The 15392-nt window shown below is 60.7% G+C and carries 14 protein-coding genes; 7 read left to right on the top strand and 7 right to left on the bottom strand.

Going from position 1 to position 15392, the window contains the following annotated elements; translation table 11 throughout:
* Positions 1-49 precede the first annotated feature (49 nt).
* The gene (locus tag I5S59_RS26690) at positions 50-835 is read left to right on the top strand and encodes a methyl-accepting chemotaxis protein (RefSeq protein ID WP_420066442.1); all 786 of its coding nucleotides are present in this window, start codon (positions 50-52) and stop codon (positions 833-835) included.
* Positions 836-882: 47 nt separating this feature from the next.
* On the opposite strand, the gene I5S59_RS06730 is transcribed toward I5S59_RS26690, so the two are convergent.
* The 3 genes from I5S59_RS06730 to I5S59_RS06720 all read right to left on the bottom strand — a co-directional run bounded on the left by I5S59_RS06730 (position 883) and on the right by I5S59_RS06720 (position 3548).
* Positions 883-1947, bottom strand: coding sequence for a hypothetical protein (locus I5S59_RS06730; protein ID WP_197875919.1), 1065 nt, complete (start codon positions 1945-1947; stop codon positions 883-885).
* A gap of 74 nt (positions 1948-2021) precedes the next feature.
* Positions 2022-2399, bottom strand: coding sequence for a RidA family protein (locus I5S59_RS06725; RefSeq protein WP_128326247.1), 378 nt, complete (start codon positions 2397-2399; stop codon positions 2022-2024).
* An 18-nt stretch (positions 2400-2417) separates the two neighbouring features.
* On the bottom strand, positions 2418-3548 hold the full coding sequence (locus I5S59_RS06720; protein WP_197875918.1) for an NAD(P)/FAD-dependent oxidoreductase: 1131 nt from the start codon (positions 3546-3548) through the stop codon (positions 2418-2420).
* 125 nt (positions 3549-3673) lie between these two features.
* Between I5S59_RS06720 and I5S59_RS06715 the strand changes: the two genes are divergently transcribed.
* Together I5S59_RS06715 and I5S59_RS06710 are read left to right on the top strand one after the other, a co-directional pair.
* Positions 3674-4294: a helix-turn-helix domain-containing protein gene (locus I5S59_RS06715; RefSeq protein ID WP_197875917.1), complete on the top strand. Its 621-nt coding sequence runs from the start codon at positions 3674-3676 to the stop codon at positions 4292-4294.
* Positions 4295-4423: 129 nt separating this feature from the next.
* On the top strand, positions 4424-5209 hold the full coding sequence (locus I5S59_RS06710) for a sulfite exporter TauE/SafE family protein (RefSeq protein WP_128326244.1): 786 nt from the start codon (positions 4424-4426) through the stop codon (positions 5207-5209).
* A 13-nt stretch (positions 5210-5222) separates the two neighbouring features.
* On the opposite strand, the gene I5S59_RS06705 is transcribed toward I5S59_RS06710, so the two are convergent.
* Positions 5223-6788, bottom strand: coding sequence for a methyl-accepting chemotaxis protein (locus I5S59_RS06705; RefSeq protein ID WP_197875916.1), 1566 nt, complete (start codon positions 6786-6788; stop codon positions 5223-5225).
* Between the two features lie 105 nt (positions 6789-6893).
* Positions 6894-7871 carry a LysR family transcriptional regulator gene (locus I5S59_RS06700; protein ID WP_197875915.1) on the bottom strand — a complete coding sequence of 326 codons (978 nt, stop codon included), beginning with the start codon at positions 7869-7871 and terminating at the stop codon, positions 6894-6896.
* Positions 7872-8307: 436 nt separating this feature from the next.
* Between I5S59_RS06700 and dusA the strand changes: the two genes are divergently transcribed.
* The 3 genes from dusA to I5S59_RS06685 all read left to right on the top strand — a co-directional run bounded on the left by dusA (position 8308) and on the right by I5S59_RS06685 (position 12431).
* Positions 8308-9318 carry a tRNA dihydrouridine(20/20a) synthase DusA gene (gene dusA / locus I5S59_RS06695; RefSeq protein WP_197875914.1) on the top strand — a complete coding sequence of 337 codons (1011 nt, stop codon included), beginning with the start codon at positions 8308-8310 and terminating at the stop codon, positions 9316-9318.
* Between the two features lie 123 nt (positions 9319-9441).
* On the top strand, positions 9442-10368 hold the full coding sequence (tal, locus tag I5S59_RS06690) for a transaldolase (protein ID WP_197875913.1): 927 nt from the start codon (positions 9442-9444) through the stop codon (positions 10366-10368).
* Between the two features lie 158 nt (positions 10369-10526).
* Positions 10527-12431 carry an alkaline phosphatase D family protein gene (locus tag I5S59_RS06685; RefSeq protein WP_197875912.1) on the top strand — a complete coding sequence of 635 codons (1905 nt, stop codon included), beginning with the start codon at positions 10527-10529 and terminating at the stop codon, positions 12429-12431.
* 42 nt (positions 12432-12473) lie between these two features.
* Here the strand turns inward: I5S59_RS06685 and rssC are convergent, their stop codons facing one another.
* Positions 12474-12956, bottom strand: coding sequence for an anti-sigma factor antagonist RssC (gene rssC, locus I5S59_RS06680; protein WP_013971741.1), 483 nt, complete (start codon positions 12954-12956; stop codon positions 12474-12476).
* Positions 12953-14137 (bottom strand): two-component system response regulator RssB, encoded by a 1185-nt coding sequence (gene rssB / locus I5S59_RS06675; protein WP_128326194.1) that lies wholly within the window; start codon positions 14135-14137, stop codon positions 12953-12955. Before rssB ends, rssC begins: the two co-directional genes overlap by 4 nt.
* A 455-nt stretch (positions 14138-14592) precedes the next feature.
* Here rssB and I5S59_RS06670 point away from each other — a divergent pair, with 455 nt between their 5' ends.
* Entirely contained in the window at positions 14593-15378 is a 786-nt protein-coding gene (locus I5S59_RS06670) for a hypothetical protein (protein ID WP_197875911.1), read from the top strand.
* The last annotated feature ends 14 nt before the right edge of the window (positions 15379-15392 follow it).

Here is a 15392-nt window from a genome sequence, read left to right as displayed (position 1 = left end):
GGAAGTGTCGTCGGCCACTCGCCAGGTGCATGACCTGTCCGAGCGCGTGATGAGTGCCTCCAACGCCTCGATCATCGGCTCCGAAGAACAGAGCATGCGCACCAACAGTGTTGCCGCCGCAATCAATGAATTGGGCGCTGCCACCCAGGAAATCGCCCGCAATGCGGCCGATGCCTCGCAGCACGCCAGCGGTGCCAGCGAACAGGCCAACGACGGCCGCCAGGTAGTGGAAGCAACCATTTCGGCCATGACCTCGCTGTCGCAAAAAATCAGCGAATCCTGCGAGCAAATCGAAACCCTCAATGCCAGCACCGATGACATCGGACAGATCCTCGATGTGATCAAGGGCATCTCCCAGCAAACCAACCTGCTGGCGCTGAATGCGGCCATCGAAGCGGCCCGTGCAGGGGAAGCCGGCCGCGGCTTTGCCGTGGTCGCCGACGAAGTGCGCAACCTGGCCCATCGCACCCAGGAGTCGGCCGAAGAGATCCACAAGATGATCACCACCCTGCAGGTCGGCTCCCGCGAGGCAGTGCACACCATGAACGCCAGCCAGGTGTCGAGTGAGGAAAGCGTACTGGTCGCCAATCAGGCCGGTGAGCGCCTGAACAGCGTGACCCAGCGCATTGGCGAGATCGACGGCATGAACCAGTCGGTGGCGGCGGCCACCGAAGAACAGACAGCCGTTGTCGAAAGCCTGAACCTGGACATCACCCAGATCAACGTGCTGAACCAGCAAGGCGTGACCAACCTCAACGATACCCTGCGCCATTGCGACGCGCTGGCCCAGCAGGCTGGCCGCCTGAAGCAACTGGTCGACAGCTTCAAGATCTGACCCATCACCTGACGGGGGCGTGTTGCGCCCTCGTCAGGTGCCGGCGGTTATACCACCACGGCCCGTTTGACCCGGCCCATGCGCACCCAGCCGACCAGTACGGCGAGCATCACCACGAAACCCAGGTAGCCGAAGAACGGATAGACCTGGCCGACCAGGCTGATAAAACCGATCAGGCTGCAAATGAACGCCGCCACCCCTGCTGCCACAGCCCCCACGCGAAAGCTGCGGGTACCCGGTGGCAACAGCCGCGCCAGAAATGAATAGTGCATGCCCACCGCGGTGTTGACGATCATGCCGAAGATGATCACGCACATGATCACGCCCAGCGCCGGGGAGATTTCGCTGGCAATCGACAGCATCGGCATCGGCAGGTCAGCGATCGAGTCCAGACGCGACAGCAACCCGGCACTCATCACCAGCATCAGGCCACCCAGGCCCAGGCCTCCGAGGATGCCACCCCAGATGGCAGTTTTTTCCAGACGTGCCGAACCGCCGAGAATCGCCAGCATTGGCGCGCCGGCCACAACGTTGTACGAGACATACAACAGCGCCCCCAGCAACCAGTGGCTGGCACCGGCCTCCTGCTGAGTGGCGACCTGATCCAGCGCAGTGAAACTCAGGTCACGGGTGAACACGGCGTACAGCGCGATCACGGTGGCCGCCAGGATCAGGAACGGTGTCACGGCGCCAATCAGGACAATCACCTTCTGCACATCCAGGCAAACCACCGCCACCACCAGCAGCGTCACCACCACGCTACCGGCCAATGCCGGGATACCGAACTGTTGCTCAAGCAAGGCGCCGCCTCCGGCCAGCATCACCACCGTCACGCCAAACATGAAGAAGGTAATCAGCAGGTCGACGAACAACCCCAGATAACGGCCACAGATGGCGTACACCACATCTTTGTGGGAGGTCGCCTGCAGGCGGTTGCCCAAGCCCGCCAGGGCCATGCCGAGAAAGGTGAACAGCGCCGCACTGACCAGCGTGCCGACCAGCCCCCAGATGCCGAAATTGACGAAAAACAGCAGTAACTCCCGCCCGGAAGCGAAGCCTGCGCCCACGATCACGCCGATAAAGGCGCCTGCAATTTTCAGCTGATCATTCATTTCGAACCCTCTGGCAGCTATGGCCCTGAACGGACCTTGTTGTTATTTCCCGGCACCACGCAGCAGTGTTGGCCTCAGTCGTTGCCGATCCAGGCCTGTACTTCGATCTCCACATCCACCCCCAGGGCCAACCCGGCACTGACGGTCGAACGCACCGGGAAGCCATTGGCGAAAAATGTCTTGTAGACCTCGTTGAAGCCGGCGAAATGCGCCATGTCAGACAGCCACACCGTGGCCTTGACCACCTGATCGAAGCCTACCCCGCACTCCGCCAGGGTTTCGCCAATGCGCTCCAGGGTGGCCTGGGTCTGGGCCTGGATGTCGCCCTTCACCACTTCGCCTGCAGCATTCATCGGGATCTGCCCGGAGAGGAACAGGAAGCCACCGACCTTGACCGCCTTGGAGAACGGATATGGCAGGTGGCTGGGAATACGCTGGATTGTCGAGCTCATGTAAATGTCCTCTTGGGATTAACGAAAACGCGCCGGCGACAAGCGTTGCGGCTCGACACCTTCGGCGCTCAGCGAAGCGGGAAGCGCTTGATCCAGCAGCAGCGCACAGGCCAGCTGGGAAACGCCGGCTGCCGACTGGATGCCATAGCCACCCTGAGCAGCCAGCCAGAAAAATGCGGGGTTCTGTGGCTCACGGCCAATGACCAGGTCGCCATCGGCAACGAACGAGCGCAGCCCGGCCCAGGTATGGTTGGGTCGGCGGATGCTCAGGTGGGTCATGGCCTCGATGTTGTAGATACCGATCGCTATGTCCAGCTCCTCGGCCATCACATCCTGCGGCTCGACCGGGTCGGCATTGGCGGGTGAGCCCAGCAGTTGCCCGGCATCGGGCTTGAAGTAGAAACTTTCATCGATGCCGATGACGGTCGGCCAGCCGGCAATCGTCTGGCCTGTCGGCGCTTCGAAGGTAAATGCACTGCGACGGCAGGGCTGCAGGCCAACCGGTGACACGCCGCAGGCAAGCGCGACCTGATCGGCCCAGGCACCCGCCGCGTTGACCAGCTGGCGCGCCTGTACCACCGCGCCATCGCCCAACTGCACTTGCCATACACCTTCGACAAAGCGTCCTTCGACGAACTCGGCGTTGCAGCGCAGCTCGCCGCCAGCCTGACGAAAGCCGCGCAGAAATCCCTGATGCAGGGCATGCACGTCCAGGTCCATCGCCCCCGGCTCATGGATTGCGCCGGCCAGCACCTCGCCGCGCAGGCTCGGCACCATCGCCAGTGCGGCCTGTGCATCGAGCAGACTGACTTCGGTGCCGTTGGCCAGGTTTTGCGCGTAACTGTCCGCCAGCAGTGCCTGCTGCTCCAGGTTGGCGATGTAAAGGCAGCCGCGCGGCTCCAGCAAGTGGTGGTCGCAGAACCCGGCCGGCGGCGACTCATAGAACGCCCGGCTGGCGCGGGTCAGCGCCTGGATCTGCGCCGTCCCGTAAGCCTCCATGAACATCGCCGCCGAACGCCCGGTCGAGTGGTAGCCGGGCTGCGATTCACGCTCCAGCAGCAGCACGCGTTGCTGGCCGGCCAGCCGATAGCCCAAAGAAGCACCTGCGATACCGGCGCCAATGATCACGCTGTCGAAAATCTGCGTCATAACCTTGCCATTGCCTGATGGAAATCTAAAATTATCACTTATGAGAATTCTAATATATGAGAATTTTAATTTACGCAAGCGGCCACGGTAAGATGCTCGCCCGTAATGCCTGATTGAGATTCTTGATGAGTGACCGCTCCCCTGCTGCCGTCCGCCCTGGCGCGCTCCCCCCGATCGACCGCTCCGAAGTCGGAACCCGCCTGCGGAGCGTGCGAAAGAGCCAGCAACTGACCCTCAAGCAGTTGTCGGAGCGCTCCGGTGTGCCCGTGTCGACCTTGTCGAAAATGGAACTGGCGCAGGTCTCTGTGAGCTACGAAAAACTGGCGGCGGCGGCGCGGGCCCTGAATGTCGATATCGCCCAGTTGTTTCGCAGCGCCGAAGTCGGCGATGTCCCGGCGTCGACCACTGTGGTGGTCAATACCCTGCCCTCTGCCCCGGGCTACAGCACCGGGACCTATGACTACCACGTGATTGCCGGCGAGTTTCCCGAACGCCTGATGACCCCGATGTACGCGCGGATCATTGCCCGTGAACGCCAGCAGTTCGACGACTTCATCCGCCATCCTGGCCAGGAATTTGCGCTGGTGCTCAGTGGCCGGGTGCGGATCGTTTTCGAAACCGGAGAAGCCGTCAGTATCGGCCCGCAAGAGACCGCCTACTTCAACAGCAACATTGGCCATATCTACCTGTCCGAGAGCGACGACGGCGAGGATGCCCATGTGATGGTGGTGATGACGGATCGATGAAGCGGCGGCCTGGGTAAACCTGCGCCCGCTTCAGTTATAACCTAATAACGAACTAGTCTATTTCGCTATAAAAAAACCTTTATGCTGGCTGCCATCCGATCACGGGCCCGTTGAGCGTTTAGGTAGATTATGGATGTAGGATCTTTCGGCTTCACCATTGCAGGCCTTGTCGTTGGTTTTATCGTCGGCATGACCGGCGTAGGCGGCGGTTCCCTCATGACCCCGATCCTGCTCTGGTTCGGCATCAACCCCGCCACAGCGGTCGGTACCGACCTGCTGTATGCCGCCATCACCAAAGCGAGCGGCGTCTGGGTGCATGGCAAAAACAAGAACATCGACTGGAAAATCACCGGCTGGCTGACCCTGGGCAGTGTGCCTGCCGCTGCCGCGACCCTGTACTTCCTCAGCACCCTGGACACCGACACCCAGGCTGCCAACGCCGTGATCAAACAGGGCCTGGCGGTCGTACTGATACTCACCGCGCTGGCCATCCTGTTCAAAAGCAAACTGCAGGCCTTTGCCAGCAAACACGCCGGTGACCGCTATCACCTGAGCGGCCGCGCCCTCAACACACTGACGGTCGTGACCGGCGTGGTCCTTGGCGTGATGGTCTCGCTGACCTCCATCGGCGCCGGCGCGCTGGGTACCGTGGCGCTGTTCCTGCTGTACCCCTACCTGGTCACCCGCCGCCTGGTCGGCACCGAGATCGCACACGCCGTGCCGCTGACCCTGGTTGCCGGCCTGGGCCATGCCAGCATGGGCAACATGGACTGGTCGCTGCTGGGTTACCTGCTGCTGGGTTCGTTGCCAGGCATCTACCTGGGTAGCCACCTGACCGGGCGTATTTCCGACAGCGTGCTGCGCCCGTGCCTGGCCGCGATGCTGCTGATGATCGGTTACAAGCTCGCGTTCTGAGGCCTGCCGCGGCCTAACGGTTGAACCTGTCCACCAACGCGTACATGTCGTGCGCGGTTTGCTGCAGCTCGCGGCCAAGGGTGGCGGAGCTGGCGGCGATATCGACGTTTTGCTCCGACACCTGAGCGATGGTGGTGATCTGTCGGCTGATGTCTTCGGCCACATGGGATTGCTGCTGGGAGGCCGCCGCCATCTGCTCGGTCATCTGGTGAATGCGCTCCACAGCAACGCCAATACCGTCGAGGGCGTTTTGTGTGGCAATCACCTGGTCGACGCCCACATGCGCCTCATCGCTGCCCTGACGGGCAATGTCCACAGCCTGATTGGCTGCGCTGTGCAGCGACTGGATGATGCTCTGGATGGTCTCTGTCGATTCCTGGGTCTTGAAGGCCAGTGCCCGTACTTCATCGGCGACCACGGCGAATCCACGGCCCTGCTCGCCCGCACGGGCCGCCTCGATCGCGGCGTTGAGCGCCAGCAGATTGGTCTGGTCTGCGATCTGCCGAATCATGTTCGAGGCGATCTGGATCGACTGCGTTTCACCGGCAAAGTGCTCAACCGACTGACTGATCTGGTTCACCGTTTGCTGCAACGTCTCTATCACCAGGCGGGTCTTGCCCGCTTCTTGCGAGCCAACCTGGGTCAACTGGTTGACGCCTTCGGCTTCGTCAGCGGTGTCATGAATATGGGTCGAGACCTCGGCAATCGACGCCGCCATTTGTGTCATGGCCGTGGCAACCATATCGGACTCATCACGCTGGCGCTGCAAGGATGAAACCGAGGCCTGTGCCAGCTGCCCGCTCTGGGCCGCCATCGCCTCGGTCCGGTTGGCATAGTCGCTGGAACGGCTCAGAGCCGTACGCAGCTTGGCCTGCTCGCTGATCAGCGACATCATCAGTTGCGCCACTACGCCCTGCTCATCGGTGTACGTGCGGGCGATCAACTCACTGTCGAAACTGTCTGGCGTTGCGCTTCGCACCTTGGCGAATGTGTGCTGCAAACGCCACTGCGACGCGGCCTGCAAAGCAACAAACCCCGCCACCAGCACGCCGATTGCGGGCCAGCGATCCAGGTACATCACCGCCGCCAGGCACGGCACGCCCACCAGCACTGGCACCAGCCCCTGCCCCACCAGCGCACGACCCAGGCCCTTGAGACTCCAGCCGGCTTTGCCTGAGCGCATGCGCTCGTAAAGCGCAGACGCACGTTCAATATCAGCTCGCTGCGGCTTGACCCGGACCGACTCATAACCCACCACCACGCTGCCTTCCAGCACCGGGGTGACATAAGCACTGACCCAATAGTGGTCGCCATTGCGGCAGCGGTTCTTGACGATCCCCATCCAGCTCCTGCCGTCCTTCAAGTAGGACCACATATGGGCAAAGACGGCCTCGGGCATGTCCGGATGGCGGACAATATTGTGCGGACTCCCCAGCAACTCCTCTCGGCTGAAACCACTGATGGCCACTAGCTCGTCATTGCAGTACGTCAGATTACCCTGCAGGTCAGTGGCGGAAATCAGCCGCTGTTCATTCTGGAAAATGACTTCCTGTTGGCTGACCGGCAGATTACTTCTCATGCTCAAGGATCCGTATGTTCTTGAATCAATTCAGATTGCGTTCCCCTTAGTATATGTGCGGCTATTAGCCAGCTCTCATCAACAGACTGATTGTGACTATTACGTTTAGTAATGGCTGGGTGCATCCGTCGACGCCAGCAACGTTTGATTGGCCAGGGTCAGGCACTCCCTGAACAGACGGGTGGCCGGGTCGAGGTTGCGAATGGCGGAGTAAAAACAGCCGATGCTGCCAAAGGTCATCGGTTTGCCCAGATCAAACGCCTTGAGCTTGCCGCTCTGGGCCAACTGCTGAGCAGTTTGCAGGGGAAGGAAGCCTATGGTCTGTTGGTCTTGCATCAGTTCGTAATTGGTTAGGGTCGCGATCGACTCGATCACGTTGGTGGGCGGCCCCAGCTCAAGTGCCTCGAACAGGCCATCGACAGTACGGCGCAACAAGCCGCTGCGCGGCGGTAAAATCCAGGGAAACGGATGCAGATCCGCCAGGCTTACCGGCTGCCCGCTGGCATGCAGCAGGTGGTCAGCGCCAGCAACAATGCACAGCCCCTCTTCGCACAACACGTCGACCTTCAGCCGTGGCTCATACTCGTGCCAGCGCCAGTCATCGGGAATGCGCCCGATCACAATATCCAGCTCGCCCGCCAGCAGGCTTGAGAACAATTGATCCATCTGGCCGACTCTTACAGTCACCAGCACCCCGGGTGCGCGTGCCTTGAGATGGCGCAAGGTGTGTGGCAGCAGCAGGGTCGATGCCGAAGTCAGCGAACCCACCATGACCTGGCCGGTGGTACCACTGTGGTAAGCGTTGACCTCGTCGGTCAGGCTGCGCAGCTCGGTAAGCATGGCGTGGACCCGACGCAGGACCACACTCCCGAGTTCGGTTGCGTGCACACCGCGGTTGCCACGCACCAGCAACGCTGCACCGAGGAACGCCTCCATGTCGTGAATGATCTTGGTGACGGCGGGCTGGGTGAGGTTCAACGCCTGCGCGGCCCCCATCAGTGAGCCGCTGCGCAGTACCTGGTCGAAGACCACCAATTGATAGAGTTTGAGTTTACGGGCGACGGAAACGACAGTTGACTTCATGAGCAAGACCTTGCGGCTATCGTGCGTTCACCGCCTGGTGCGACGAACGCTCGATACAGGGGCGACTCCTTATTATTTTATTGGCGCTCGTACCAACGCTGTGTAGCGAAGGCAAGAGACACTACTCATTCCTTTAACAGCAATATAGAAGGCATGGATGGGGAGAAAATTGATGCACATCATTGGTTTATTGGCCGTAGCTACCAGCCTTTTCACCACGCCCGATAAAGGCCCCGGATCAAATGAAGTTAAAATACAGAGCAGCGCAGGCTGCCGGTTGATCATTTGAGCGACCGGCCAACGGGCGAACACCTGGCAGTCTTGGTAGACTATGTCACCTTTGTTTTTGCACCGACCAGCGCGGCATCACCTGTACCAACGCCCCCTGTGAAACGCCAAAAACGCCCCGAAATTGGTACAAGACACGTCGTAGACCATGCCCCTAGAATCCGCCGCACCCCCAGTAAACCCGCGCCCTGAGCCGTCCCGCCGCTTCAGCGTGGCGCCGATGATGGACTGGACTGACCGCCACTGCCGGTACTTCCTGCGCCTGCTTTCGCGCAATGCCCTGCTCTACACCGAAATGGTCACCACCGGCGCCCTACTGCACGGCGATGCCGAGCGTTTCCTGCGTCACGACGAAGCCGAATACCCGCTGGCCTTGCAACTGGGCGGCAGCGTGCCGGCGGATCTTGCCGCGTGCGCGAAGCTGGCGCAGGACGCTGGCTACGATGAGGTCAACCTCAACGTCGGCTGCCCCAGCGACAGGGTGCAGAACAACATGATCGGCGCCTGCCTGATGGGCCACCCGGCGCTGGTCGGCGATTGCGTCAAGGCGATGCAGGATGCAGTGCAGATTCCGGTGACGGTCAAGCACCGTATCGGTATCAATGGCCGCGACAGTTACGCCGAGCTGTGCGACTTTGTCGGGCAAGTGCGTGACGCCGGTTGCCGCAGCTTTACCGTGCATGCGCGCATTGCGATTTTGGAAGGCCTGTCGCCGAAGGAAAACCGCGAGATTCCACCGCTGCGCTACGACGTGGCGGCGCAGTTGAAGGCTGATTTTCCGGAGCTGGAGATCATCCTCAACGGCGGCATCAAGACGCTCGCCGAATGCCAGGCGCACCTGCAGACCTTCGACGGGGTGATGCTGGGACGCGAGGCGTACCACAACCCCTATGTACTGGCCGAAGTCGACCAGCAGCTGTTCGGTAGCCAGGCCTCGGTGATCAGCCGCAGTGAAGCACTGGCGCAGCTTCGCCCTTACATTGCCGCGCACCTGGCCTCAGGTGGCGCCATGCACCATGTGACCCGGCATATTCTCGGACTGGGCCAGGGCTTCCCGGGGGCGCGCAAATTCCGCCAATTGCTTTCGGTGGATATCCACAAGAGCAAGGACCCGCTGGCGCTGCTCGACCAGGCGGGTGCGTTGTTGCAGGGCCGCTAGCTCCGGAACCTGTGCCGGCTTCGCCACTCCAAGGCATATCCTTTACCCCGCCTGCCAGCCAGCCCTTGAGCGGCTGGCAGCGCTCGGGTAATGTCGATCCATTGCACAGGACAGAGCACGCCCATGACCTCCAAGCTGGAACAACTCAAGCAGTTCACCACTGTGGTTGCCGACACTGGCGACATCGATGCCATCAGCCGCCTGAAACCGGTCGACGCCACCACCAACCCTTCCCTGCTGCTCAAGGCCGCCGCGATGCCCGGCTATGCCGATCTGCTGCGCCAGTCGGTCGAACACAGCAAAGGCGATGTGGGCCTTGCCTGTGATGCCTTTGCCGTGGCGGTAGGCGCCGGCATTCTCAAGGTCATTCCGGGGCGTATCTCAACCGAGGTCGATGCCCGCCTGTCTTTTGACCAACCAGCACTGCTGGCCAAAGCCCGGCAGCTGATCGCGCTCTACGATAAGGCTGGCATCGGCCGCGACCGCGTGCTGATCAAGCTGGCGTCGACCTGGGAAGGTATCCGCGCCGCCGAAGTGCTGGAGAAAGAAGGCATCCAGACCAACCTCACCCTGCTGTTCTCCTTCGCCCAGGCCCAGGCCTGCGCCGATGCCGGGGTGTTCCTGATTTCACCGTTCGTGGGCCGTATCTACGACTGGTACAAAAAAGCTACCGGCAAGGAATACGTCGGCGCCGAAGACCCGGGCGTGCAGTCGGTCACACGGATCTACGACTACTACAAGACCAACGGTTACAAGACTGTGGTCATGGGCGCGAGCTTCCGCAATATCGGCCAGATCGAGCAACTGGCCGGCTGCGACCGCCTGACCATCAGCCCTGAACTGCTGCAGCAACTGAGTGAAGACCAGGGCGAGTTGCCGCGCGTCCTGGTGCCGGGCAACAAGGGTGAAGCCCGTCAAGAACTGACCGAGGCGCAATTTCGCTGGGCCTCCAATGAAGATGCCATGGCCACCGAGAAACTGGCCGAAGGCATTCGCCAGTTTGCCCGGGATCAAGAGAAGCTCGAAGCCTTGCTCGCAGCAAAGGCTTGATACAAAACAGCAATTGCCACTACGGCAGTGAATGCCGAGTATCGCTGTTTTTTACGGCCTAGACGGCCTCATCGCGGGCCAGCCCCGCTCCTGCCGCGCTGTCGATGCAGGAGCAGGTCTGGCCCGCGCTGCTTGCAGTTGTGCTTTTCGAGATGTTGATGCCTGAATCCTCCGTTTTACCCGTCGTCCTTGCCGGCCCTGTGCTGCGCCGTGTTGAACCGGCACGCCTGGTGTTCTGGCTGGTGGGCTCCCAGCCCCTGCAGCCAGCGCTGCAACTGAGCCTCCCGGGTGTTACCTCGAGCATCGACTGCCAGGTCATTCCAATCGGTCGCCAGGCCTTTGTGCACTTGATCGACGTGCAGCTCGACACCCCGCTGCCCTGCAATGAACAGATCGACTACGACCTGAGCCTGGCGACTGCCGAAGGCGCCCAGGGCATCGCACAGTGGGCACCACACCTGCTTTATGACGGTACTCAACGGCCCAGCTTCGTGGTGCATTCGCGTATTGAACAACTGCTCCACGGTTCATGCCGCAAGCCCCATCACCCCGCCGCCGATGGCCTGCTGTGTGCCGATCGGCTACTCAAGGAGTGTTCCGATCCCAGGTCGCGCCCCGCGGTGCTGATGATGAGCGGCGATCAGATCTACGCCGATGATGTCGCCGGGCCCATGTTACGGGCGATCCATGCGCTGATCGAACGGCTGGGGCTATTCGACGAAACCCTGCAAGGTGCGGTGGTTGATGACAGCCGCGCGCTCTATCGACACCCGGCCAGCTATTACCACAGGGCCGACCTGCTGCCTGCACTGGAGAGCAACGAGACCCTGCGCGAGCGCTTTTTCGGTGGCGCACGCAAGCCGATTTTCACCAGCAGCAACGCCGACAACCACCTGGTGACCTTTGCCGAGGTCATGGCCATGTACCTGCTGGTCTGGTCGCCGGTGCCCTGGACCCTGATCACGCCGCAGATGCCGCCGGGGCTCACCCCGGAGCGCCAGGCGCGCTACCGGCAGGAGCAACAGCTGATCGACAACTTTGTCGGCGGCCTCGGCGGCGTGGCGCGGGTTTTGGCCCATCTGCCCAGCCTGATGATCTTCGACGATCACGACATTACCGATGACTGGAACCTGTCGGCACAGTGGGAAGAAACCGCCTATGGTCACCCTTTTTCCAGGCGCATCATTGGCAACGCACTGCTTGCCTACCTGTTGTGCCAGGGGTGGGGAAACGACCCCGACGCCTGTCGCGCGCTGGTGCACAAATGCCAGGCACTGAGCCACAGCGCCCTGACCGACCAGCACCTGGACGCCCCGCTGCAGGATGCGCTGATTGATGAAACACTGCGTTTTCAAGGTTGGCAGTTCGTGCTGCCGAGCAATCCGCCACTGTTGGTTCTGGATACCCGGACGCGACGCTGGCGCAGCGAAAGCAACCTGAAGAAACCCTCCGGCCTGCTTGACTGGGAAGCCCTGAGCGAACTGCAACAGGCCCTACTCGACCACCCCTCGGCCATCATCGTGTCACCGGCGCCGATCTTCGGGGTCAAGCTGATCGAGACCGTGCAGCGGGTGTTCAGCTGGCTGGGTTATCCGCTGCTGGTCGACGCCGAAAACTGGATGGCCCATCGCGGTGCCGCACAGGTGATCCTGAATATTTTCCGCCACTCACGGACGCCCGGACACTACGTGATCCTGTCCGGCGATGTGCATTACTCCTTCGTCTATGAAGTACTGATCCGTCATCGCCAGCGCAGCCCGCACCTCTGGCAAATCACCAGCAGCGGCATAAAGAACGAGTTTCCACGGCGCCTGCTGGATACCTTCGACCGCCTCAACCGCTGGCTGTATTCGCCTCGTTCGCCGCTGAACTGGCTGACAAAACGTCGGCAGATGGAAGTGATTCCGCGCACACCGAGCCACAGCAAAGCGGGCGAGCGACTGTGGAACAGCGCCGGTCTCGGCCAGGTGTTTTTCAATGAACAGGGACAGCCGCAGCGGATTTTCCAGCTGAACGCCAACGGCGGCGCAGCGACGGAGTTTCCACCACGGGTCAAGGATTAACGTCAGGGGTCTGCAGGCGCCTGATGGCGCCTGTGGGGCGCGTCAGGTGCGCTCGAGGGCGTTGACCAGGTCGTGAAAGGCTTCACGGTTGGAATCGTTCAGTCCCATTAGGATCTTGTGCGCTTCCAGCACCTTGGAACGCACCACGTCTTCGTTCTGGTCCTGGGACGGCAGGTCGGTCAAGCACTCCGGGCACGGGATCGGCCGATCAACGATGTTGAACACCTGGTCGAAGCCCATGGACTGCAGCAACCGCGAAATGTCCGGGTTGGTGGTCACCACGGTAGGCAACAGGCCAACTTTTTGCCGCGACAGGATCGAGAGCTTGGCCAGCAAACCCAGGGTGGTACTGTCGATGCTTTCGGTTTCCGTCAGATCAATGACGATCGCCGAGAAATTCAGCGCCGTGAAGATCTTCTCAATAGTCGCATCCAGCGCTGAACACAAAGTCAGACGCACTTCACCGACAAACTTCAGAACGAACGTGCCGCTCTGTTCGGCGAACTGGATTCTACCCGTACTCATTGAAGGTTCCTGCTTAACACCAATAGGGCGATATCATCCGGCATCTCCCCAAGCGTAGCCAATCCGAATCGTTGGCGCAGCCCATCCAGGCTGCCACCCGCGGCCTTGACGATTTCCGGCAAGGCAGCTTCTTTATCTTTGAGTGTATCCCCGGGCAAAAGGTCCAGAATGCCATCAGAGAGTAAGGTCAGGCTGAATTGTGGCGGCAACTCCAGCACATGGTCCTGGTAGGTCGCCTCTTCAAACAGCCCGACCGGTAAGCCGCGCCCTTCCAGGTAGCGGCTCTGGCCCGGTGTGTACAGCACAGGCAAGGGCAGATGGCCGCCGATGCTGTAGGTCATCAGGCCCGTGTCTTCATCTATTACACCACCAACCATGGTCACATGCTTGCCTAGCTTGCAGTTGATCAGGCCGCGGTTGATATGTCCAAGCACTTCTGAAGGCTTGAAGTCGCGCAATCTGGAATTGCGCTTGAATTCGAACAACAGCCGGGTGGTCATGAATTTCAGCAGTACGGTAACGAACGCCGAGGAGGCGCCATGACCGGAAACATCGGCCAGGTAGAACGCGATACGGCGCTCGTCGACCCGGAAATAGTCGGCAAAGTCGCCCGACAGGTACAACGATGGAATGATCTGGTGCTCAAATGACAGCTCGTCCGCCACCCACGGGCTTTCCGGCAGCATGTTCATCTGCACCTGCCGCCCGGCGGTCTGGTCTTCCTGCAACAGGTGCAGACTGGCCTCCAGCTCGCGGTTGGCGGTTTCGAGCTTTTCGCGGTAGCGCTGGTTTTCCAGCACCAGACGTGCCCTGTCCAGCGCGCGGCGTACCGAATGCTCGAGCACCGCGAGGTCTTCCAGGGGCTTGATCAGGTAATCGGCTGCGCCCAGGCGCAAGGCTTCGACCGCGTCGTTCATCACCCCGGCACCGGACACCACAATGACCGGCAACTCGGGTGCGCGCTCAGTCACCTGGCGAATCAGCTCCAGACCGCCCATTTGCGGCATGCGCAGATCGCAGATCACTAGATCGGGCTGTTTCTGTTCGAAGACCTGAAGGCCCTGCTGGCCATTGCTCGCTTGCAGGACACGGAAACCACTGTCTTCAAGGTAGGCGGCAAGACTCGCACGTACGACGTCGTCGTCATCGATGATCAGCAGCGTTGCACTGGTTTTCTGCATGTGGGCAAACGGCGCCAGAATTAGGTTGGCGTAGGCGGCTCGTCAAGGCTTGAGCACGCTTACTGGATTCGCTTCTAGCCTCTCTACTATGAGTTGTAGGACAAGTCGGATTGTCCGGCAACTAGCAGAGGTGCCCTGTAAGGCGCAGACGGTACTCCCATCCGCCGGGCGTTTCAAGGGTACGCCGATGCTTGCGGCGGGTCTTTACCGCTTAAATCACCAAGAGTTATTAGGCGCCGATTTTCAGTTACCACAAGGCATATTAATCGGTACCCCGTTCACTTTATTGCGAACCACGCAGACGCTCCAGCGTGGATGCGATTGATTAGCGTTGATCAATGATGAAACCTTGACCTGCCCCTGACGGCACCTTCACATCCTGCTGCTTACGCTTGCCACCAACCTTCCCACTCAAGAGCGATACCCGCTCATCCACAGGCAGGCGGAGCAATTACATGGCCAGTTCAATCAACCCTCGACAAACACGACTGCTGAACAAGGTTCCAGCAGTGACGTTGATCTTCTGGATCATCAAGATCCTGTCGACCACCACCGGGGAAACGGGTGCCGACTTCCTGATCTTCAAGCTGCACTTCGGGTTGCCGTTGACCTCGTTGATCATGGGCGTCGTACTGGTTGCAGTACTGACGCTGCAACTGCGCACCGAGCGCTATGTACCCTGGGTCTACTGGCTGACCGTGGTCCAGGTGAGCATCTTTGGCACACTGCTCACCGACAGCCTGGTCGATACCTATGGCGTTGCACTGACCACCACAACGGCCGTCTTCAGCGTGCTGCTGGGGCTGACGTTCATTGCCTGGTACGCGCAGGAAAAGACCCTTTCGATCCAGTCGATCTACCGGGGCAAGCGCGAGTATTTCTACTGGACGGCCATTCTGATGACATTCGCGCTCGGCACCGCCGCAGGCGACCTGGTGTCCGAACAGATGCGCCTGGGCTATGCCGTCTCGGCCATCATCTTTGCCCTGTGCATCGGTGCCGTGGCCATCGCCCATTACCTGTTCCGCCTGAACGCGGTGACCACCTTCTGGATTGCCTATGTGCTCACGCGCCCCTTCGGGGCATCGGTCGGTGACTGGCTCTCGCATTCCCTGCACAAAGGCGGGCTTGGGCTTGGTACCGTTGCTACCAGTGAAGTGTTCGCGGTGATCATTGTCGCCCTGGTGGGTTACCTCACCCTGAGGGAGCGCCGCCTGAGCGCTGCGAGCAATAATGTGTAAGCGTTGATTACAAC

This window comes from Pseudomonas alkylphenolica, from assembly GCF_016009175.1.
In the GTDB taxonomy this organism is placed as follows: Bacteria; Pseudomonadota; Gammaproteobacteria; order Pseudomonadales; family Pseudomonadaceae; genus Aquipseudomonas; species Aquipseudomonas alkylphenolica_B.
The sequence above is the reverse complement of the archived record's forward strand: the minus strand, read 5'-3'. Positions and strand labels throughout refer to the sequence as shown.

Excerpts from the sequence above, each read along its gene's own strand:
- I5S59_RS26690 (WP_420066442.1), top strand. The coding sequence starts at position 50 with ATGAGTGCCTCCAACGCCTCGATCATCGGCTCCGAAGAACAGAGCATG.
- I5S59_RS06730 (WP_197875919.1), bottom strand. The coding sequence starts at position 1,947 with ATGAATGATCAGCTGAAAATTGCAGGCGCCTTTATCGGCGTGATCGTG.
- I5S59_RS06725 (WP_128326247.1), bottom strand. The coding sequence starts at position 2,399 with ATGAGCTCGACAATCCAGCGTATTCCCAGCCACCTGCCATATCCGTTC.
- I5S59_RS06720 (WP_197875918.1), bottom strand. The coding sequence starts at position 3,548 with ATGACGCAGATTTTCGACAGCGTGATCATTGGCGCCGGTATCGCAGGT.
- I5S59_RS06715 (WP_197875917.1), top strand. The coding sequence starts at position 3,674 with ATGAGTGACCGCTCCCCTGCTGCCGTCCGCCCTGGCGCGCTCCCCCCG.
- I5S59_RS06710 (WP_128326244.1), top strand. The coding sequence starts at position 4,424 with ATGGATGTAGGATCTTTCGGCTTCACCATTGCAGGCCTTGTCGTTGGT.
- I5S59_RS06705 (WP_197875916.1), bottom strand. The coding sequence starts at position 6,788 with ATGAGAAGTAATCTGCCGGTCAGCCAACAGGAAGTCATTTTCCAGAAT.
- I5S59_RS06700 (WP_197875915.1), bottom strand. The coding sequence starts at position 7,871 with ATGAAGTCAACTGTCGTTTCCGTCGCCCGTAAACTCAAACTCTATCAA.
- dusA (WP_197875914.1), top strand. The coding sequence starts at position 8,308 with ATGCCCCTAGAATCCGCCGCACCCCCAGTAAACCCGCGCCCTGAGCCG.
- tal (WP_197875913.1), top strand. The coding sequence starts at position 9,442 with ATGACCTCCAAGCTGGAACAACTCAAGCAGTTCACCACTGTGGTTGCC.
- I5S59_RS06685 (WP_197875912.1), top strand. The coding sequence starts at position 10,527 with ATGCCTGAATCCTCCGTTTTACCCGTCGTCCTTGCCGGCCCTGTGCTG.
- rssC (WP_013971741.1), bottom strand. The coding sequence starts at position 12,956 with ATGAGTACGGGTAGAATCCAGTTCGCCGAACAGAGCGGCACGTTCGTT.
- rssB (WP_128326194.1), bottom strand. The coding sequence starts at position 14,137 with ATGCAGAAAACCAGTGCAACGCTGCTGATCATCGATGACGACGACGTC.
- I5S59_RS06670 (WP_197875911.1), top strand. The coding sequence starts at position 14,593 with ATGGCCAGTTCAATCAACCCTCGACAAACACGACTGCTGAACAAGGTT.